The following is an 18,724-nucleotide window of genomic DNA, read 5'->3' as shown; positions in this document are numbered from 1 at the left end:
AGTGCCCGGCTCCATCCGGCAGCCCGGGTAGACGGCAAAGTCGACATCTGCGAGCTGCCTGGGACGTTCGTCCCACGGGCTTTCGCGTGGCAGCCGGTCCCACTCGCGAGGCACTTACCAGTCCGAGATGCTTGCTGGAAAACGGTTTTCGAGGTCAGCAAACGAGCTCTGAATCGTCCATCCACATTTCGTCCGCTCCGCGTATGCGGTGTCCTCACGGCCTTGATCCCTATCTGGACCCCTCGGTCCAGATAGGGATGGAGGAACTCAACACGCTCGAGACTGCTCCCTGATGGTCGTGTGCTTCAGCGCATCGATCGCCATCGCCGCGGGAGTTCTCGGCGCCTCGACGGGGGATGCATGGGGCAGCAGCCCCGAGCAGAGAAAGGCCGTCGACCAACATCGCGGCTACGTCTACTACCCCTTCACACCGACCTCTTCGAAGACGGATCTGGCCGGGCGGCTCACCTCGGCCACATCACGGTGAACCGTGTACATGGCCGGGTGTACGCGGCGACCTTCTGGAATGACCGAACAACGACAACGAGCACGTGGTCTACACCGCGGTCATCGACCCCTGAACGAGTCGACCGGCTTGATCTCAAGAAGCTGGCCGCCGAGCGTGACATCGACCTTGACGGCAACGACATCAGCAACGGTGAGGACGGCATCTACGGCACCGCGTCGCGGGACGCGACGAGCTTTGGCCCTGCCTTCGCCGCCCGCGAGGCCTACGACGAGCCCCACAGGGAGTGCAGCGGCGTCGTCCGAGCCGGAGCCGGGAACGTCGGCGAACGGGAGCCCGCTGAGCCCACGGTCACAGCACGACCTCCGCCTGCCGCGGCAGGCGAACCGATAGTCTCCGAAATACGTCCGAACGAGGACGCAGGCACCCCACCCCGCGCCGTCGGGCGGACCGAGAGAGCAGGCCACCGCGCGCCATGACCGATATCACCATCGCCGTCGTACTGTGCGTGGTGGTGTCCATCGCGTACGCGACGGCGGCACTCATCCAGGCTCGTTACGCCAACCTCACGATGGTCAGGGTGCTGCAGGTCCCGTGGTTCTGGGTGGCACTCGGGCTCAACGGTCTCGGCGCGGCGCTGCACGTCACGTCGCTGGGATTCGGGCCGCTGTCGCTCATTCAGCCACTCGGGGTGCTCACCCTGGTCCTCGCCGTACCGTTCGCGGCCGTCACCGCGCGGCGCCGGGTCACGCGGCTCGAGTGGCTGGGCATGACCAATACGGTGATCGGGCTCGCCGGCCTCGCGCTCCTCATCACCACCTCGGGCGAGACCGAGACACTCACCTCCGGCGAGCTGGCCGGGCTCGTCGTCGCCAACGTGGCCATCGGCACGATCCTCGGGCTGGTGGGCAACCGGCAGGGAGCGTCGGGTCTGTGGGAGGCCGTCGCGGGCGGGATCGGGTATTCCGTCTGCTCGGCGTTGTGCCAGACCGTGGTGGTGACGGTCGGCGATCACGGACCGAGCGTGCTGCTGCGGCCGATCATGATCGTCGCGCTCGTCGCGATCGCCGCGTTCGCGATCGCCGCGACCCTGCAGACCCAGCGGTCCTACCGGCACGGGCTCGCCGCGCCGCTGGCGGTGACGAACCTGGTGAACCCGGCGAGCGCCACCGCCATCGGCGTGATCTTCCTCGGCGAGCATCTCGCCACCACGCCGATCGAAGTGGCGGTCGCGCTCGGCTGCGCGCTGCTCGCCGGTTTCGGCGTCGCCCAGCTCGCCCGCGCCCGTGAGGTGCAGGCCACCCACGGCCCGGCCCCCGCCGAGAGCGCCGTCGGTTCGCGGTGATCGCGAAGCCGCGGCTCCTGCAACCGGTGGCCGCCCGTGCTCGCGGCGTCCACAGTAGGACCAGGCGCCGGATACCGGCCGGTGAGCTGCATAGCCTCCACACCAGGCCGCGTAGTCCACTCTCGACGGCCACCGCCCGCTAGACCCGGACGCCGAGCTCCTGCCGCATCTGCTCGGTCATCCTGTCGTAGTGGTCACGGATCTCCCGTTCCCGGTTCGCCGGCTCGGTGTTCAATCGGTCCTAAGCGTTCCTGGTCCTTCGCTGTCGCACGCGCGATCAGGTCGTCACTCGCGTTGGGGCGCAAGAGCGTGCTGGGGAACGCCGGGGCTCGACCGGTCGCAACACCACCACACTGTCACCGGGCACGCCAGGCTGCTCGGCTCCGACGACGTGGCCGGCATCCTCCTTGTCCGCAGCAGGTCCAGAATGGCGTCGACGGACAGCAGGTACTCGCCGTAGACGACGACTCGCCGGTCTCGCCGGTCCAGCAGGCTCTCATGGGACCGCGTCAGGCGTCGGCGTCCCGTCGCCGCTGCCATCGCACTTACTCCCGGTGCTGCTCCCGTCGCCAGCGGCGGTCCTCCCGCCAGACATTGACCAGATGGCCGCCCGCGACGATCCCGGCAACGCCGATAAGGCTGACCACGATCGGCACCCAGAGCGGCACGTTCTGTTGCCTGGCCGGCAGCATAAGCACCCGACCAACACTTAGCCCTTGCGCAAAGTATTGACCGAGGTGAATACTTAGCCCTGTGGCACAGTGTTCAACGGAACTGGACGACGTGTTCCTCGCCCTGGCGGACCCGACGAGGCGCGCGGTGATCCGGCAGCTCGGGCACGGACCGGCGAGCGTCGGCGACCTGGCCGGCAACGCCGCGATGACACTCCCGTCGTTCCTCAAGCACGTCCGCATGCTCGAGTCGTGCGGGCTCATCCGCACGGAGAAATCCGGCCGGGTACGCGTGTGCGAACTCGACCGGGAACGGTTCACCGTCGTTGAGGACTGGCTGGCAGAGCAACGCCGGCTCTGGGAGGAGTCCACCGACCGGCTCGAGCGTTTCGTCACTCGTCGTACCGAAAAGAGGAAGCCATGAATCCCGAACTCGACCTCAGCATCCACCGCATCATCCGCGCGCCACGCAAGGACGTGTGGGACGCGTGGACCGACCCGGCATCCCTCGCGCAGTGGTGGCTGCCCGCACCGACGCTCTGCCGGGTCGACCGGCTGGAGGTCCGGCCCGGCGGCGCGTTCGTCACGCGGATGAGCGACGACGGTGTCACGTTCGCCCCGCACCTGGACGCCTGTTTCGTCGTGGTGGACGACTTCGAGCGGATCGTCTTCACCAACGCCATCGACAGCGCGTGGCGTCCGGCGACCCCCGCGCCCGTGCCGATGACCGCCGAGGTCACGCTGCGGGATCACGCGGACGGCACCGACTACCGCATCGTCGCGCGGCACGGCGCCCCCGCGGCCCGCGACCAGCACGCCGAGCTCGGCTTCGCCGACGGCTGGGCGACCGTGGCCGAGCAGCTCGCCCGCTATGTCGAGAGTGGACGATGAACATCACCGTGACCCGGTTCGTCAGCCTCGACGGCGTCCGGGGACGGGCTCTCGGACCGAGGACACGAGCGAGGTGTCGACCGTGACGGCTGCTCATGCCCTATGTGGACAAGGCGTTCGTCGGTGACTGGCCACGGATCACCGACCCGACGCACAGACCGGCCTCCGGCCCATCGGCGCCGACGCCGGCGTCGCCGACCGAAGGTAGGCCGCGGGCGGGTCGACGGTCACCCCGTCGCGGGTCACGGGTCCCCGCCGCGACGGGAGCGGCCGACACGGCTACGCGAATCGCAGACACAGTGACACAGACGGCCGACACGGCGACGGTTGTCAGTCCCCGTCCCCGGTGCCGGCCAGGATGTCGAAGGCATGCCTGCGGTGGGTAGCGAACAGCTCGAGAGCCGCGTCGGCGTCGCGGGCCCGCAGCGCCGCCGCCAGGTCGCGGTGCTCGCCCGGGAGATGGTCGACGTAGTGCTCGGAACTGACAGCGATCCGCGTGAGCAGGAACAGATGCACCTGAGAGCGGATCGCCTGCCACGCCTCCTGCAGCCGGCGGTGCCGGGCGGCGGCGTAGACGGCGTCGTGGAAGGCGATGTCACAGTGCACCATCGCGTGCGCGTCCTCGGCGCGCTCCATGCGCCGGGCGGCGTCGTCGATGGCGGCGATGTCCTCATCGGAGGCGTGGGCGGCCACACGCTGGACGGCGAGCTGCTCCAACGCTCCACGCAGGCTGTCGAGCTCGGCGATGTCCTCCGCGGACAGGGTGGTGACCGTGGCGCCGCGATGCCATGCGGTTCGGACGAGACCCTCACGCTCCAGCCGCAGCAGTGCCTCACGCACGGGTCCCCGGCTGACCTCGAGCGCCTGGGACAACTCGACCTCACGCAGGGAGGCGCCGGGCGCGTACGTCCCGTTGAAGATGGCTTCCCGGATCGAATCGGCCACCTCGTCGGCCAGACCTCGCCGCCGGGCCGGGGCCACACCTCGCTGTCCGCCCACGCGCACACTCCCTTCTTGTCGCAATGTTAACATTGAGACAAGAACGCGACCTGGAAAGGCGGCCGACGACATCATGACTGTTCTCGACTCCCCCATCCCCCGGTTCCACCTGGCCATGCCCGTCGACGACCTGGCGGCCGCTCGCCACTTCTACGGCGAGGTGCTCGGCCTGGAGCAGGGACGCAGCTCCGACACGTGGGTCGACTGGAACCTGCACGGACACCAGTTCGTCACGCACCTCGCGCCCGCCCGCCCGCAGGGCATCCACAACCCCGTCGACGGCCACGACGTCCCGGTGCCGCACTTCGGGCTGATCCTCACGATCCCCGAGTTCCACAAACTCGCCGACCGGCTGCGCGCGGCAGCCGTCGAGTTCGTGATCGAGCCGTACGTGCGGTTCGAGGGTCAGCCCGGTGAGCAGTGGACCATGTTCCTGCGCGACCCGGCCGGCAACGCACTGGAGTTCAAAGCCTTCGCCGACGACGCGCAGGTGTTCGCGGTCTAGACGACGCAGACAGCAGACACGGCGACGCAAGCGGCAGACACGGCGACCCGGACCGCAGACACGCGCACGGCCACGACGGCGAACTCACGTTGTGGCCGTGCGGGCAGTGCGGGCAGTTGCCTCAGCGCGTCATCGGCTCCTGCTCGGCCGAACCGAGCTGCGCCTTTTTCCGGTAACGGCGGACGATCGCGACCACCGCGAACACGAGCATCAGCCCCACCATCGTGCCGGCGATCGGCCGGGTGACGAAGATGTCCGGGCTGCCGCCGGAGATCAGCAGTGACTGCCGCACCGCGCCCTCCAGGATGGGGCTGAGCACGAAGGCCAGCACCAACGGAGCCGGCTCGAGGCCGACCAGGCGCATGATGTAGCCCAGCAGACCGAACGCCAGCAGCACGTACATGTCGAAGATGCTGTTGCTGATGCTGTAGGCACCGATGCACGTCACCACGAGGGCGAACGACGCGAGCATCCCGGCGCGAACGCGCAGCAGCTTCACGAACACCGACACCATCGGCAAATTGAGCACCAGCAGGATCAGGTTGCCGACGACCATCGAGGCGATGACGCCCCAGAACACCCCGGGGTGGTCGTTGACCAGTGACGGTCCCGGCGTGATCCCCTGCAGCAGCAAGGCACCGTAGATCACCGCCATGACCACATTGGACGGGATTCCGAGCGTGAGCAGCGGGACGAAGGCCGATGTGGACGACGCGTTGTTGGCCGTCTCCGGCCCGGCGACCCCCTCGACGGCACCCTTGCCGAACTCCTCCCGATTCCGGCTCAGCCGTTTCTCCGTGGCGTAGGACGCCATCGAGGACACGACGCCGCCCCCACCCGGCAACACACCGAGGATGAAACCGAGCACCGAACCGCGGGCGATCGGGCCGCGGGAGCGCCGTAGCTGGTCCCGCGTCGGAAGAACCCTGCCGATCTTCGTGGTGAGAATGCGGCCCTTGTACTTCTCCGTGACGTTGAAAATCAGCTCACCGAGTCCGAACAGGCCCATCGCGACGGCGACGAGGTCGAGCCCGCCGCCGAGGTTGACGTCGCCGAAGGTGAACCGGCCCGTACCGCTGATCGGATCGCGTCCGACCGTCGCGAGCAGCAGGCCGAGCGAGGCCGAGATGAGCGACCGGAGCAGCGACGTGTTGCCCAGATAGCACGCCAACAGCAGACCCGCGGCCGCGAGCACCGCGAACTCGGGCGGGCCGAACTTCACCGCGAACGAGGCGCACACCGGGGCGAGGAAGAACAGCCCGATGACCGAGACGACACCGCCGACGAACGAACCGACCGCGGAGATCCCCAGTGCCGGGCCCGCTTGCCCGCGCTTGGCCATCTCGTAGCCGTCCAGCGCGGTGACCACGCTCGCCGCCTCGCCCGGTAGCCGGAGCAGCACCGACGTGATCGTCCCGCCGTACATCGAGCCGTAGTAGATGCCCGCGAGCATGATGATCGCGGACTCCGGCTCCATGTTGTACGTGATCGGCAACAGCAGCGCGATGGTCGCCGTCGACCCGAGGCCCGGCAGCACGCCGATCACCGTGCCGACCACGACGCCGACGAGCACCCACACCAGGTTGATCGGCGAGAGGGCGACGCTGAACCCCTCGAGGAGCGCATTCCAGTCCACTGTTCACATCCCCACTACGCCCAGAACGCCGTTCGGGAACGGGACTCCCAGCAGGACGTCGAAGACGACATAGATGACCGCCGTGCCCGCGACCGAGAGTGGCAGCACCAGCCGCCACGGCTCGTTCGCCAGGGCCTTCAGCCACAGCACGAGCAACAGCAACGTCGGGATCACCAGGCCGAGATAGGCAAATCCCATGATGTAGGCGACGACGCTGCCGAACGCCACGAGCTCGCGGCGCCACGACGTCTCGGGCGGAGCTTCCGCCTCCGACCTCCGTTCCCGCAGCCAGGCTCCGGCGGCGCACCCGAACATCGTGACCGAGATCAGGAACGGCCACAGCCCAGGCCCTGGACGCCGGCTGGCCCAGAGGCCGAGATTCCACGACTCCACCGCCGCTGCCAGAGACAGGGCGATGAGCACGACGAAGGCGGTTGCGCGGAAGGCCCGGCCCCGCCGGCCGCTCGCCCGGGGAGCTCCGGCGTCGTCCGTAGGGGGTCCGGCCTCCTGCAACGCGTTGTCTGCCTGTGTCATTTGAGCGCGCGGTAGGTGTCGGCGAGGTCGGTGAACTTCTTCGTCAGCGCGGCCGAACCGACGAACTCGTCGGGGACGAACTGCGCGCCCACGACCTCCTGGTACTTGTCGGTGGCCTGGCAGGCCCGGGTCTTGTCCTCCAGGGTCTTCACGACCGGCTCCGGTGTGCCCGCGGGAGCCGCCAGGCTGAACGGCGTGTCGCTGTCGACGAGCTTGGGGAAGCCGAGCTCGGCGAGCGTCGGCACGTCGAGGTAGTCGAGCCGCGTGCCGTGCCCGGTGGCGATGGCCTTGAACTGTCCTTGCCTGATGTTGTCGAGGAGGTCCTTCGACGCCGCGTCCCACAAGGCGTCGACGTTGCCGCCCAGCACCGCATTGCGAGCGTCTCCTCCGCCTTCGAAGGGCACCGTCTCCAGTTTGACGCCGTACTCCCGTTCGAGCCGCTGCAACTCGATGCCGAACACCGTTGTCGTGCCGGGCACGGCGACCGTGACGGACCCGGGCTTCGCCTTCGCTGCCGCCAGCAGGGCTTCGGCGGTCTGGTACTTCGAGTCGGGGCCCACGGCGATGACGCTCGGAACCTCGGCCAGCAAGGCGATCGGCTGCAGGTCGTCGAGCGTGTAGTCGATGCCGTCCTGCAGGATCGGCCCCGCCACCGCCGACGTCGTCGAAACCATGCCGAGGGTCTGGCCGTCCGGCTTCGCCTGCACCAGCTCGCTGGTGCCGATCGTGCCCGCGGCGCCGGGCTTGTTCTCGACCACGACGTTCGTGCCCAGCTCCCGGTCCAGGCACTCGGCCAAAGCGCGGGCGGTCGCGTCGGTGGGACCGCCTGCGGTGAACGGAACGGTGAGGGTGACGGTGCCGTTCGGGTAGTCCGCACCACCGTCCCCGGCCGGGGCCTGGTTCACGCCACACGCGGATGAAACGAGGACGCCCGCGGCGCCCAACGCGAGCCAGAAACGAGATCCGGGCATGTGCCTGCCTCCACTTTGAGGTCGATTGAAGTCGATGATTCGGTCACTTGTGACCGCATACGAGCAAGTTGGCGCAAGAGTATGGGCGCCTCACTGCTAGGTCAAGGCTTGACTTACCGGCGACCGCTGGACCATGATCCCCGAAGTGCGGTCATAGATGACCGCTATTCGGTCAGATTGGAGACTTGGTTGCTTGCCGATACCGAACTCCCCGTAGTGGTCGTGGGTGCCGGCCCGTGCGGGATGGGCCTCGCCGCTTGTCTCGTCCACGCGGGGATCAAGACCCTCGTGCTCGACCGCGACGACCACGTGAGCACCGAGTGGCGCGCGTCGACCTTCCACCCGCCGACGCTGGAACAACTGGCGCCGGTCGGGCTGACCGAGAAGATGGTGGAGGCGGGTCTCGTCGCCGACCGGTACCAGATCCGCGATCGCCGGCTCGGGCTTGTCGCCGAGTTCGACTACTCGACCCTGAGCGGCGACACCGACTACCCGTTCCGGCTGCAGCTGGAGCAGTACAAGTTCGTGGAGCTCGCCCTCGACTACATCCGCGCAGGCGGGCGAGCCGAGGTGCGCTACTCCACCGAGCTCATCGCCATCGACCAGAGCGGGCCGAACCCGGTCATCACGGTCAGCGGCCCCTCCGGTACCGAACGCATCGAGGCCGCGTTCGTGGTCGGCGCCGACGGAGCCAAGAGCACCACCCGCAAGCTGCTCGGCATCGGTTTCGACGGCTGGACCTACCAGCAGCGATTCCTGCTCATCAGCACCGACCTCGACTTCGGCAGGCACATGCCGGACCTCTGCCACGTCAACTACATCGCCGATCCCGAGGAATTCGTGATGTTGCTGAGGATTCCGGACGTGTGGCGGGTGTTGGTCCCCGTGCGCGAGGACGCCGATCCGGAACAGGTGACGAGCCCGGAGAATCTGCGCCGCGTGATCGAAGGGGTCGTCGGCGCCGATGCCGCAGGCACCGAGCTCGGCATCCTCGGCCATCAGCTCTACAACGTGCACCAGCGGGTCGCCGAGCGGCTGTACGACGGTCGCGTGGTGCTGGTCGGGGATGCGGCACACATCAACAGTCCGATGGGCGGATTCGGCCTCAACAGCGGACTGCAGGATTCCTTCGACCTGGCCGTCCGGCTGGGTAGGCTGCTCGGGGACAGGCCGACCGACCCGGAGGCCGTGGACACGGAACTGTCGACCTACTCCGACACGCGCCGGGCCGTCGCCCTCGAACACGTCCGCCGCATGAGCCACAACAACACCCAGCTCCTCATGCGGGCCGACGAAGCGGAACGCGCCGCCGACCGCGCTCGGCTCGCGGCCATCGCCGCCGACCCGGAGGCCACCCGCTCGTACCTGCTCGACGCGTCGATGATCAACGCGGCGCGGGAACACGGCTTCGGCCGCCCGGTCAGCGGCGCGGCGATCTGAACAGGTGGGCACGACATGGTGAGCGGGCGCGATCATGGGGCCATGGACAAGCCTCAGCGCACATCTCGCGGCAGCATCGGTGACGACGCGGCTCCGGGGAAGCCGGACAACCACGATCGCCGCGCCGTGTCGCAGACCCTCGACCGAGGGCTCGAGGTCATCGACCTCGTCGCCGCCGCACCCGACGGCGTCACCGTCGCACAGCTGACGGAGTTGCTCGGGACACCGAGGACCAACGTGGTCCGGCTGCTCAACACCCTCGCCTCCCGCAACTATGTGGTGCAGAACCCCGACGGCCGCTATCGCCTGGGGTCGCGACCGCTCGAGCTGGCCCGCCTGGTGCAGCCGGTCGTCCGGGTGATCGCGCAGAAGGTTCTGCAGCGCCTTGCCGACCGGACGGGGGCGACCGCTCACCTGACGGCCGCCGAGGGCGACGACGCCGTCGCGTTGCTGGTGGTCGAGCCGAGGACAGCGACCTACCACGTCTCGTACCAGGCGGGCGCGCGGCGCCCGCTGACCCGGGGCGCGTCCGGCTTCGCAATCCTCTCGGCTCGTCCGCCCGCGACCGCGGAGCTGCCGGAGGTGGCCGCCGCCCGCAAGCGGGGCTGGGCGGTCAGCCATGGGCAGATCGAGAGCGGCACCTGGGGTGCCGCCGCACCGATCCGGCATCCGCAGCACCCCGATTTGAGCGTGGGCGTGGTGTACCTCGGCGAACCCGCCGATCCGGACACCGCCACCCAGGCAGTACTGCAAGCAGCGAATGAGATCAGAACCCAACTGGGCTGATCGCGTGCACCCGGTCACCGGGGAAGAGAGGACAGCGAAGTCATGGACCTGACAGGAAAGGTCGCGATCGTCACGGGCTCGGGTCGCGGGCTCGGGCTGAGCTACGCGAAGGAGCTGGCGCGGGCGGGCGCGAGCGTCGTGGTGAACGACGTCGACGAGGCCACCGCGGAGCAGGCGGCCGGAGAGATCCGCGCGCTGGGCGGAAAGGCCCACGCGGTCGCCGCCGCCGTGGGCTCCGGCGAGGTCGCCGACCGGCTCGTCGCCGAGGCCGTCGAGGCGTTCGGCCGGCTCGACGTGCTCGTGACGAATGCGGGCATCCTGCGCGACAAGGTGCTGTGGAAGATGACCGACGAGGACTTCGACGCGGTCGTCAACGTCCACCTCAAAGGCACGTTCACCTGTGTCCGCGCCGCGGTCCGGCACATGAAGGAGGCCGGCCACGGTGGCCGGATCATCGCCATCGGTTCCCCGGCGGGCCAGCGCGGGAACTTCGGCCAGACCAACTACTCCGGCGCCAAGGCCGGGATCGTCGGCATGGTCCGTACCTGGGCGCTGGAGTGTGCCAAGGCCGGAATCGACGTCAACGCCGTCATCCCGGTGGCCGCCACCGAGATGACCAAGACCATTCCCACCTTCGCGCCGCACATCGAGGCGTGGGAGCAGCACGGCACGCCGTTTCCCGAGGAACTGCGCAAGGGCAAGGGATTCGGCGTACCCGAGGATGTCGGCGGCCTCATCGTCTTCCTGGCCTCGGACGCAGCGGCCGGAATCACCGGCCAGGCCATCGGCATCGGCGGAGACAAGCTGACGCTGTGGTCGCATCCCACCGAGCTGCGCGTCGCCTACGCCGACAAGGGGTGGACCGCCGACGCCATCGCCACCGTGTGGGCTTCCTCTCTCGGCGCCGCCCTGCCGGCCGCGAACAAGGGCTGAGGCATGGGAATCAACCTCGACGATCTCGTCGCGATCGACGTCCACGTCCACGCCAACATCTCGCCCGACGGCCACACCTCGCTGCCGCGCGAGCTGCGGGAGGCCTCCGGGAAGCACTTCGGCACGAAGGGTCCGAGGACTCCGACCGTTGCGGAAACCGCGCAGTACTACCGCGAGCGGAAGATGGCCGCGGTCGTGTTCACGGTCGACGCGGAACACCAGCTCGGCCACCCTCCCGTACCGAACGAGGTCGTCGCCGAGGAGTGCGCCAAGCACCCCGACGTGCTCATCCCGTTCGCCAGCGTCGACCCCTGGCGGGGGGCGGCGGGGGTCAGGATGGCCCGGAAGCTGGTCCGCGACTACGGGGTGCGGGGTTTCAAGTTCCATCCGAGCCTGCAGGGCATGGACCCGAACGACCGCCAAGCGTACCCGCTGTACGAGGCGATCGAGGAGCTCGGCGTGCCGGCGCTGTTCCACACCGGACAGACGGGCATCGGGGCGGGCATCCCCGGCGGCGCGGGGGTTCGCCTGCGGCACTCCAACCCGATGCTGATCGACGACGTCGCCGTGGATTTCCCCGAGCTGCGGATCATTCTCGCGCACCCGTCGTTTCCGTGGCAGGACGAGGCACTCGCCGTGGCCGTGCATAAACCGTATGTCTACATCGACCTGTCCGGGTGGTCGCCGAAGTATTTCCCGCCGCAGCTGGTCCGGTATGCCAACAGCCTGCTCAAGGACAAGGTGCTGTTCGGTTCGGACTATCCGCTGATCACTCCCGACCGGTGGCTGACCGATTTCGCCGCGCTGGACATCAAGGACGAGGTACGGCCGAGGATTCTCAAGGACAACGCGGCCCGGCTGTTCGGGCTGGCGAAGGAATAGGAAGCACTGTGCGCAACAACGGCATCGGCTCCTGGCCCCGGCGATGCGCGCGGCGAAACCCCGGGCGCGCCGCGATCGTCCACGGAGACCGCACGCTCACCTACCGGGAGTTCGCCGCTCGCGTCACGCGTGCGGCCAACGGCTTGCGGAAGCTCGGGGTGGGTCGCGGGGATCGAGTGGCCTACGTGGGCGCCAACCATCCGGCGTTCCTCGAGGCGTTCTTCGCCGCGGGGACGCTGGGCGCGGTGTTCGTTCCGCTGAACATGCGACTCGCCGGGCGGGAGATCGCGGCCCTGGCCGGCGACTGCGGGGCAGCGGTGCTCGTCCACGACACCGGCCGCGCCGCCCACGCGGGCGAGGCGAGCGCCGCATCCGGCGTCCGCACGCTGCAGGTCGGCACGGAACCCGGTGAGGACGAATGGAACGCCTTCGTCGACGCGGGCGAGGACACGGCGATCGACGAGGACGTGTCGCTGGACGACCCCTGCCTGATCATGTACACCTCCGGCACCACCGGGATGCCGAAGGGAGCCGTGCTGACCCACGGCAACCTGACGTGGAACGCGATGGATGTCGTCGTCGACGTCGACCTGCGCAGTGACGAGGTGTCGCTCGTGGTCGCTCCCCTCTTCCACGCGGCCGCGCTGAGCATGAACTGCTTGCCGATCATGCTCAAGGGCGGCACGGTGGTGCTCGTCGACGCGTTCGATCCCGAACGCACCCTGGACATCGTCCAGCGGTACCGCATCACGCACCTGCACGGTGTGCCGACGATCTTCGAGGCGCTCACCAGGCCGCAGCGCTGGCCGGAGACCGACCTGTCGTCGGTGCGCCGGGCCAGCAGTGGCGGATCGGCCGCACCGCTCACCCTCATCCGGACCTACCTCGACCGCGGCATCGCGTTCAGCCAGGGCTACGGCATGACGGAGACCGGTCCGGGTGCGCTGTACCTGCCGCCCACCCGGGCGGCCGACAAGGTGGGCGCGGTCGGCAGACCGCACTTCTTCGTCGATGTCCGTGTCGTGGACGCCGAGGGTCGCGACGTCGGGCCTGGCGAGGTCGGCGAGGTACTCGTCCAGGGGCCCAACGTCATGTCCGGCTACTGGAACCGGCCCGACGCCACGGAGGCGAGCTTCGCCGGGGGGAAGTGGTTCCGCTCGGGCGATCTGGCCACCGTGGACGACGACGGTGACGTGTCCATTGTCGACCGGATCAAGGACATGTACATCTCGGGTGGCGAGAACGTCTACCCGGCCGAGGTGGAACAGATTCTGCACGGCCACCCGGCCGTGCGGGACTGCGCCGTGATCGGCGTGCCGGACCCGACGTGGGGTGAGGTGGGTCGCGCCCTCATCGTTCCCGCCACCGCGGAGCCGCCGTCCGCCGACGACATCATCGGCTACGCGACCGAGCGGCTCGCGAAGTTCAAGGTTCCCAAATCGGTCGTCTTCGTTTCCGAGCTGCCTCGCAACCCCTCCGGCAAGCTGCTCAAGAACCGGCTCCGGGACCGCTACCCGCTGAGCGCCACACCCACCAGCACCCTCGGAAAGGACAACTCGTGATCACTGTGGACGGTATGGACGGGCTGAAGAAGCTCGCGGGCTCGGATCTGGGTCGCACCGACTGGATGGAGATCACCCAGGACCGGGTGAACACCTTCGCCGACGCCACCGACGACCACCAATGGATTCACGTCGACACCGCGCGAGCGGCCGAATCGCCGTTCGGCGATCTGATCGCTCACGGCTACCTGACGCTCTCCCTGATCATCCCGCAGTTCACCCGGCTGCTGAAGATCGAAGGCGCTCGCATGGCCGTGAACTACGGGCTGAACAAGGTGCGCTTCCCCTCCCCCGTGCTGGTCGGCTCGCGCATCCGCCTGCGTGGTGCCGTGGAGAACGTGGTGGAGGTCAAGGGCAACGGTGTCGAGACGACCCTGAACTTCACCGTCGAGGTCGAGAACGCCGACAAGCCCGCCTGCGTCGCCCAGGCCGTCTACCGGCACTACTTCTGAGTGGGATCATGAGCTTTTACGAGCCCGAACACGAATTCTGGCGCCAGACGGTGCGCACGTTCGTCCGGCGCGAGGTCGAACCAAACGTAGCGGCCTGGGAACGGGCGGGCCGGATCGATCCGGAGCTGTGGCGCAAGGCCGCCGCACAGGGCTTGCTCGGGCTGAGCCTGCCCGAGGAGTACGGCGGCGGGGGTGAGCCCGACTACCGGTACCGGTTCATCGTCATGGAGGAACTCGCACGCGTGGGCGCCGCCTCGGTGAACGCCGCGTTCAGCCTCGTGGACGACCTGGTGGGGCCGTACCTGCTCGACCTCGCGACCGACGAGCAGAAGAAGCGCCTCATCCCGGGCCTGTGCGACGGCACCCTCACCACGGCCATCGCCATGACCGAACCCGGAGCGGGCAGCGACCTGCGCGGTGTGCGCACCCTCGCGCGGCAGGAGGGCGGCGACTGGGTGCTGAACGGGAGCAAGACGTTCATCACCAACGGCGAGCACGCCGACTTCGTCGTCGTCCTCGCCCGTTCCGGTGAGGACGACGGCAAACCGCGCTTCAGCCTGTTCATCGTCGAGCGCGGCATGCCGGGGTTCAGCTCGGGCACCGCGATGGAGACGATCGGCAGGCGCGGCGAGGCCGTGTCCGAACTGTTCTTCGACGACGTTCGCGTCCCCGGCGAGAACGTGCTCGGCACGGTGGGCCGGGGTTTCCCACACGTGATGGAGCGCCTGCCGAAGGAACGGATGTCGATCGCCTGTTACTCACTGGCCATCGCCGAGGCGGCGGTGAACTGGACGGTCGGCTACACGAGGGAGCGCAGCGCGTTCGGCACCCCGATCGCGCAGTTCCAGCACACCAAGTTCGGGCTCGCCGAGATGGCCACCGAGGTGGACGTGACGCGTGCCTTCATCGAGCGCAGCGTGCTGGCGTTGAACGCCGGCACACTGTCGCCGGTCGAGGCCGCGAAGGCGAAGTGGTGGGCCAGCGAGCTGGCACAACGGGTCATCGCCCGGTGTCTGCAGATGCACGGCGGCTACGGCTACACACTGGAGTTCCCCATCGCACGGGCATTCCTCGATTCCCGTGTCCAGACCATCTACGGCGGCACCACCGAGATCATGAAGGAGGTCATCGGCCGCTCGCTGCTGGCGTGACCTCGGCGGACGGGCGTCCCGGCCACCCGCGCCGGGACGCCCGCGCCCTTGATGGTCAACCCACGGGCGTCGAGACGAAGGTCGAGTCGCAGAAGGCCGTCACCCTGCGCCGCGACCCACGACTGACCTGCCTGGTGGAGGCCATGTCCGTCGGCGAGACTGCCGCAGCGTTTCGCGACGATCCGTGACGGGCCCACTGCGCACCGAGACGACAGTCCACATCGAACTGGACGGGTCGGGGCGGAAACGCCGGATGGCGGGCACCCAACCCAGGCACCCGCCATCCGAGGTGGAGTTCTCAGACGTTACCGAACATGCCGTCGACGACATTCTTGTTCTCGTTGGCCCATTCCGTGGCCGCCTGCAGCTCCTGGCCGGAGCCTGCCTCCTGGATCTTGTCCTCCAGCGAACCGAGCTGTTCGTCGGTCATCTTGAACGACTTGAGGGCTCCCGCCAGCTGCGGGAAGTCCTGGCTGAAGCCTTCGCGGCCGAGCATGTGCAGCTCCTCGGCCTTACCCAGGGCCCCCTTCGGGTCTTGCAGGTCCTTCAGGTCGTAGCGCGAGTACGCCCAGTGAGGGTGCCACAGCGTCACGACGATCGGCTCCTGGCGCTGGATGGCGGAGTGCAGCTCGCTCAGCATCGCCGTGGTCGACGACGTCTGAAGGTTCAGCGTGCCCTGCAGGCCGTACTGCGGGATGACCTCGTCCTGGGTGATGCGCGTCAGCCCGGCACCCGGTTCGATGCCGGTGATCGTGCCGTTGAACATGCCGGCGTTGTTCTTCAGGTCCTCGATCGAATTGACGTTCTTCACGTAGGACGGCACGGCGATGTTCAGGGTCGCCTGGTCGTACCACACGCCAAGGTCCTCGACCTGGTCCTGGTACTGCTCCCAGTAGGTGGCGTGCGTGGTGGGCAGCCACGCGTCCTGGAACAGGTCGATCTCGCCCTGCGCGAGAGCCTGCCACGTCGGCGCCACATCGAGCTGGCGCAGTTCGACCGTGTAGCCCCGTTCCTCGAGCTGGGCCTTGAACAGGTGCGCGAGCGCGATGTTCTCGTCCCAGGCGATGTAGCCGATGGTGAGGTTCCGGTCCCCGCCGCCCTCGCCGCCGCCTTCGCCTTGGGCACCGTCGTCACCACCACAGGCCGTGGCCACCATGACAACGGCCAGCAGAGCCGCGAACAGCGACAGCACCCGCCCGAATCTCGTGCGTCTCATTCCTTCTCCTTTCCTGGCATGCTGGTTTTCATGCCGCACCGGCGAGCTTGCGCGCGCGGCTCACCGCGGACTTCGCGGACAGTGACGCGGTGAGCCGGTCGAGATAGATCGCCAGGATCACCACGCTCAGGCCGGCCTCGAAACCGCCGGCCTGGTCCAGATTGGAGATCGCCCCGAAGACGTCGGCGCCGAGTCCGGGAGTGCCCACCATGCCCGCGATGACGACCATCGACAGCGACAGCATGATGATCTGGTTGACGCCCGCCATGATCGACGGCATGGCCAGCGGGATCTGGATGCCGGTGAGGATCCTGCCGGGCGAGCTGCCGAAGGCCTCCCCCGCCTCGACCATCTCGCGGTCGACCTGCCGGATGCCGAGCTCGGTGAGCCGCACTCCCGGCGGCAACGCGAAGACGACGGTGGCGACGATGCCGGGGCCCACACCGATGCCGAAGAAGATCACGGCCGGGATCAGGTAGACGAACGCGGGCATCGTCTGCAGGAAGTCCATCACCGGCTTGATGACGCGGCTCGCGCCCTCGCTGCGGGCGCCGAGAATCCCGACCGGCACCGCGACGACCACCGCGATCACCCCGGCGAGCAGCACCAGCGCCAAGGTCTGCATCGCGCTGCCGAACGAATCGAGCGAGTCCAGCAGCGCGAAGCCGATCAGCGCGGCGACACCGAACTTCCAGCCCCGCAACCAGAACGCGAGCGCACCGAACACGAGGATCATCACCCACGTCGGCGGCCAGGTGAGCACGTCGGCGACCGCGGTGACGATGGTGTCGAAGCCTTCCGAGATCGCGTCGAACACGTCACCCAGGCTGTCGTAGAGCCAGTCGACAGCGTCTTCGAACCAGTCACCGAGCGGGATCCTCGGCACCTCCCAGCCGGACTGGGCGAGCAACTCACGCATCGGCGGCCTCCTTCTCGGGCTCCGTGGCGGCCTGGCCGACCTCGCCGAGCGCGGCCAGCAGCGCCGACTGCGGGACAAGGCCGGCGAGCCTGCCGTCCTCGTCGACGACCGCCAACGGCACCGGGCTCGCGGCCGCGAGGGCGAACATGTCGTTCACCGGTGTGTCGGGTGCGACCGTGGCGACGTCCTCTGCGAGGAACTCGCCGACGGCGCGGCCGCTGCGGGCGGCACTCGCGGTGGCGCTCTCGGTCAGCACGCCGCGCAGCCGGCCGCCCTCGTCCACGACGAACAGCGCCGGGAGCCCGTGGTCGTGCATGATCCGCAGCGCCGTGTCCGGCTCCACGGCCACGCCGACGGTGAGCACCGGCTTGTCCATCACCGAGCGTGCGGTGAGCACCCGGGAGCGATCGACGTCCTGCACGAACTGGGCGACGTAGTCGTCCGCCGGGTGCGTCAGGATCTCTTCCGCGGTGCCGATCTGGACGATCCGGCCCTGGCGCATCATGGCGATCCGGTCGCCGAGCCGCATCGCCTCGTTGAGGTCGTGGGTGATGAAGACGATCGTCTTGCCGAGCCGGCTCTGCAGGGACAGCAACTGGTCCTGCATCTCCCGCCTGATGAGCGGGTCGAGCGCGCTGAACGCCTCGTCCATCAGCAGCACGTCGGTGTCGGCGGCGAGCGCCCTGGCCAGCCCGACACGCTGTCGCATTCCGCCCGAGAGTTGCTCGGGCAGCCGTTCCTCCCAGCCGGAGAGGCCGACCAGCTCGAGTGCGGCGCGGGCACGTCCGAGGCGTTGCTCCTTCGGCACACCCTGCACCTGCAGACCGTAGGCCGCGTTCTGCAGGACCGTACGGTGCGGGAACAGGGCGAAATGCTGGAACACCATGCTCATCGTGCGTCTGCGCATGTCCCGGAGCTCTTTCGGCGACATGGCGGTGATGTCGGCGTCGTCGACGTACACATGGCCGGAGGTGGCCGGCAGGATGCCGTTGAGCATGCGGAGCAATGTGGACTTTCCCGATCCGGAAAGGCCCATCACGACGAAGATCTCGCCGGATCTCACCTCGAACGACGCGTCCACCACGGCAGCGGTCGTTCCAGGCAGATCCAATTCGGACGGTTGGGCACCGCCCTCGAGCAGTCGCACGGCATCCCGTGCACGCCGCCCGAATACCTTGTACAGGTTTTCGGCTCGAACTGTGGGCAAGTTCCCCGGGTCCTTTCACGACGATCTCGCGGACGTGTTCGTACCCTATTCGACTTACCCATGGAGATCGTCCGGTCACCGTAGGCAACCATCGAACCTGCTCGATAACAATCGAGCCCAGAATTGATGACGAATCGGGAGCGACACGGCACCGGAAT

Annotated in this window: 22 protein-coding genes; 13 read left to right on the top strand and 9 right to left on the bottom strand. The window is 68.4% G+C overall.

The window, feature by feature from the left end; translation table 11 throughout:
- Positions 1-504: 504 nt before the first annotated feature.
- Both ACFSZT_RS15140 and ACFSZT_RS15135 read left to right on the top strand, forming a co-directional pair.
- Entirely contained in the window at positions 505-945 is a 441-nt protein-coding gene (locus tag ACFSZT_RS15140) for a hypothetical protein (protein ID WP_377391730.1), read from the top strand.
- Entirely contained in the window at positions 942-1,811 is an 870-nt protein-coding gene (locus ACFSZT_RS15135) for a hypothetical protein (protein ID WP_377391732.1), read from the top strand. The genes ACFSZT_RS15140 and ACFSZT_RS15135 overlap by 4 nt, the downstream gene beginning before the upstream one ends.
- 285 nt (positions 1,812-2,096) lie before the next feature.
- Here the strand turns inward: ACFSZT_RS15135 and ACFSZT_RS15130 are convergent, their stop codons facing one another.
- Together ACFSZT_RS15130 and ACFSZT_RS15125 are read right to left on the bottom strand one after the other, a co-directional pair.
- The gene (locus ACFSZT_RS15130) at positions 2,097-2,351 is read right to left on the bottom strand and encodes a hypothetical protein (RefSeq protein WP_377391735.1); all 255 of its coding nucleotides are present in this window, start codon (positions 2,349-2,351) and stop codon (positions 2,097-2,099) included.
- A gap of 5 nt (positions 2,352-2,356) precedes the next feature.
- Positions 2,357-2,509, bottom strand: a complete 153-nt coding sequence (locus tag ACFSZT_RS15125; protein ID WP_377391737.1) for a hypothetical protein — start codon at positions 2,507-2,509, stop codon at positions 2,357-2,359.
- A 55-nt stretch (positions 2,510-2,564) separates the two neighbouring features.
- On the opposite strand from ACFSZT_RS15125, the gene ACFSZT_RS15120 reads away from it, so the two are divergent.
- Both ACFSZT_RS15120 and ACFSZT_RS15115 read left to right on the top strand, forming a co-directional pair.
- Positions 2,565-2,906 (top strand): ArsR/SmtB family transcription factor, encoded by a 342-nt coding sequence (locus ACFSZT_RS15120; RefSeq protein ID WP_377391739.1) that lies wholly within the window; start codon positions 2,565-2,567, stop codon positions 2,904-2,906.
- Positions 2,903-3,373, top strand: a complete 471-nt coding sequence (locus tag ACFSZT_RS15115; RefSeq protein ID WP_377391742.1) for an SRPBCC domain-containing protein — start codon at positions 2,903-2,905, stop codon at positions 3,371-3,373. Before ACFSZT_RS15120 ends, ACFSZT_RS15115 begins: the two co-directional genes overlap by 4 nt.
- A 330-nt stretch (positions 3,374-3,703) precedes the next feature.
- Here the strand turns inward: ACFSZT_RS15115 and ACFSZT_RS15110 are convergent, their stop codons facing one another.
- A complete protein-coding gene (locus ACFSZT_RS15110) occupies positions 3,704-4,372 on the bottom strand; it encodes a GntR family transcriptional regulator (RefSeq protein WP_377391745.1) in 669 nt (222 codons plus the stop codon).
- A 73-nt stretch (positions 4,373-4,445) separates the two neighbouring features.
- On the opposite strand from ACFSZT_RS15110, the gene ACFSZT_RS15105 reads away from it, so the two are divergent.
- Entirely contained in the window at positions 4,446-4,877 is a 432-nt protein-coding gene (locus ACFSZT_RS15105; RefSeq protein ID WP_377391748.1) for a VOC family protein, read from the top strand.
- A 121-nt stretch (positions 4,878-4,998) separates the two neighbouring features.
- On the opposite strand, the gene ACFSZT_RS15100 is transcribed toward ACFSZT_RS15105, so the two are convergent.
- From ACFSZT_RS15100 to ACFSZT_RS15090, 3 genes are read right to left on the bottom strand one after another with little or no spacing between them, the layout of a single operon-like run.
- A complete protein-coding gene (locus tag ACFSZT_RS15100) occupies positions 4,999-6,513 on the bottom strand; it encodes a tripartite tricarboxylate transporter permease (RefSeq protein ID WP_377391751.1) in 1,515 nt (504 codons plus the stop codon).
- Between the two features lie 3 nt (positions 6,514-6,516).
- Entirely contained in the window at positions 6,517-7,047 is a 531-nt protein-coding gene (locus tag ACFSZT_RS15095; protein ID WP_377391754.1) for a tripartite tricarboxylate transporter TctB family protein, read from the bottom strand.
- The gene (locus tag ACFSZT_RS15090) at positions 7,044-8,018 is read right to left on the bottom strand and encodes a tripartite tricarboxylate transporter substrate binding protein (RefSeq protein ID WP_377478276.1); all 975 of its coding nucleotides are present in this window, start codon (positions 8,016-8,018) and stop codon (positions 7,044-7,046) included. The genes ACFSZT_RS15095 and ACFSZT_RS15090 overlap by 4 nt, the downstream gene beginning before the upstream one ends.
- Positions 8,019-8,207: 189 nt before the next feature.
- Between ACFSZT_RS15090 and ACFSZT_RS15085 the strand changes: the two genes are divergently transcribed.
- The 8 genes from ACFSZT_RS15085 to ACFSZT_RS15050 are packed head-to-tail and all read left to right on the top strand — an operon-like array spanning position 8,208 to position 15,412.
- Positions 8,208-9,458: an FAD-dependent oxidoreductase gene (locus ACFSZT_RS15085; protein WP_377391760.1), complete on the top strand. Its 1,251-nt coding sequence runs from the start codon at positions 8,208-8,210 to the stop codon at positions 9,456-9,458.
- Between the two features lie 42 nt (positions 9,459-9,500).
- A complete protein-coding gene (locus ACFSZT_RS15080; RefSeq protein WP_377391763.1) occupies positions 9,501-10,244 on the top strand; it encodes an IclR family transcriptional regulator in 744 nt (247 codons plus the stop codon).
- A 42-nt stretch (positions 10,245-10,286) separates the two neighbouring features.
- The gene (locus tag ACFSZT_RS15075; protein WP_377391766.1) at positions 10,287-11,177 is read left to right on the top strand and encodes an SDR family NAD(P)-dependent oxidoreductase; all 891 of its coding nucleotides are present in this window, start codon (positions 10,287-10,289) and stop codon (positions 11,175-11,177) included.
- 3 nt (positions 11,178-11,180) lie between these two features.
- Positions 11,181-12,059, top strand: coding sequence for an amidohydrolase family protein (locus ACFSZT_RS15070; RefSeq protein ID WP_377391769.1), 879 nt, complete (start codon positions 11,181-11,183; stop codon positions 12,057-12,059).
- A gap of 8 nt (positions 12,060-12,067) precedes the next feature.
- Positions 12,068-13,621: an acyl-CoA synthetase gene (locus ACFSZT_RS15065; protein ID WP_377391771.1), complete on the top strand. Its 1,554-nt coding sequence runs from the start codon at positions 12,068-12,070 to the stop codon at positions 13,619-13,621.
- Between the two features lie 14 nt (positions 13,622-13,635).
- Positions 13,636-14,073, top strand: a complete 438-nt coding sequence (locus tag ACFSZT_RS15060) for a MaoC family dehydratase (RefSeq protein ID WP_377392022.1) — start codon at positions 13,636-13,638, stop codon at positions 14,071-14,073.
- Between the two features lie 8 nt (positions 14,074-14,081).
- Complete coding sequence (locus ACFSZT_RS15055; protein WP_377391774.1) at positions 14,082-15,224, top strand: acyl-CoA dehydrogenase family protein; 1,143 nt, start codon at positions 14,082-14,084, stop codon at positions 15,222-15,224.
- Positions 15,221-15,412, top strand: coding sequence for a hypothetical protein (locus tag ACFSZT_RS15050; protein WP_377391777.1), 192 nt, complete (start codon positions 15,221-15,223; stop codon positions 15,410-15,412). Before ACFSZT_RS15055 ends, ACFSZT_RS15050 begins: the two co-directional genes overlap by 4 nt.
- Positions 15,413-15,522: 110 nt before the next feature.
- Here the strand turns inward: ACFSZT_RS15050 and ACFSZT_RS15045 are convergent, their stop codons facing one another.
- From ACFSZT_RS15045 to ACFSZT_RS15035, 3 genes are read right to left on the bottom strand one after another with little or no spacing between them, the layout of a single operon-like run.
- Positions 15,523-16,440, bottom strand: a complete 918-nt coding sequence (locus ACFSZT_RS15045) for a glycine betaine ABC transporter substrate-binding protein (protein ID WP_377391780.1) — start codon at positions 16,438-16,440, stop codon at positions 15,523-15,525.
- A 28-nt stretch (positions 16,441-16,468) separates the two neighbouring features.
- Entirely contained in the window at positions 16,469-17,359 is an 891-nt protein-coding gene (locus ACFSZT_RS15040) for an ABC transporter permease (RefSeq protein WP_377391783.1), read from the bottom strand.
- Positions 17,352-18,566, bottom strand: a complete 1,215-nt coding sequence (locus ACFSZT_RS15035) for a quaternary amine ABC transporter ATP-binding protein (protein ID WP_377478273.1) — start codon at positions 18,564-18,566, stop codon at positions 17,352-17,354. Before ACFSZT_RS15035 ends, ACFSZT_RS15040 begins: the two co-directional genes overlap by 8 nt.
- Positions 18,567-18,724 lie beyond the last annotated feature (158 nt).

Origin of the sequence: Prauserella oleivorans (assembly GCF_042685745.1) — a bacterium.
In the GTDB taxonomy this organism is placed as follows: Bacteria; Actinomycetota; Actinomycetes; order Mycobacteriales; family Pseudonocardiaceae; genus Prauserella_A; species Prauserella_A oleivorans.
The sequence above is the reverse complement of the archived record's forward strand: the minus strand, read 5'-3'. Positions and strand labels throughout refer to the sequence as shown.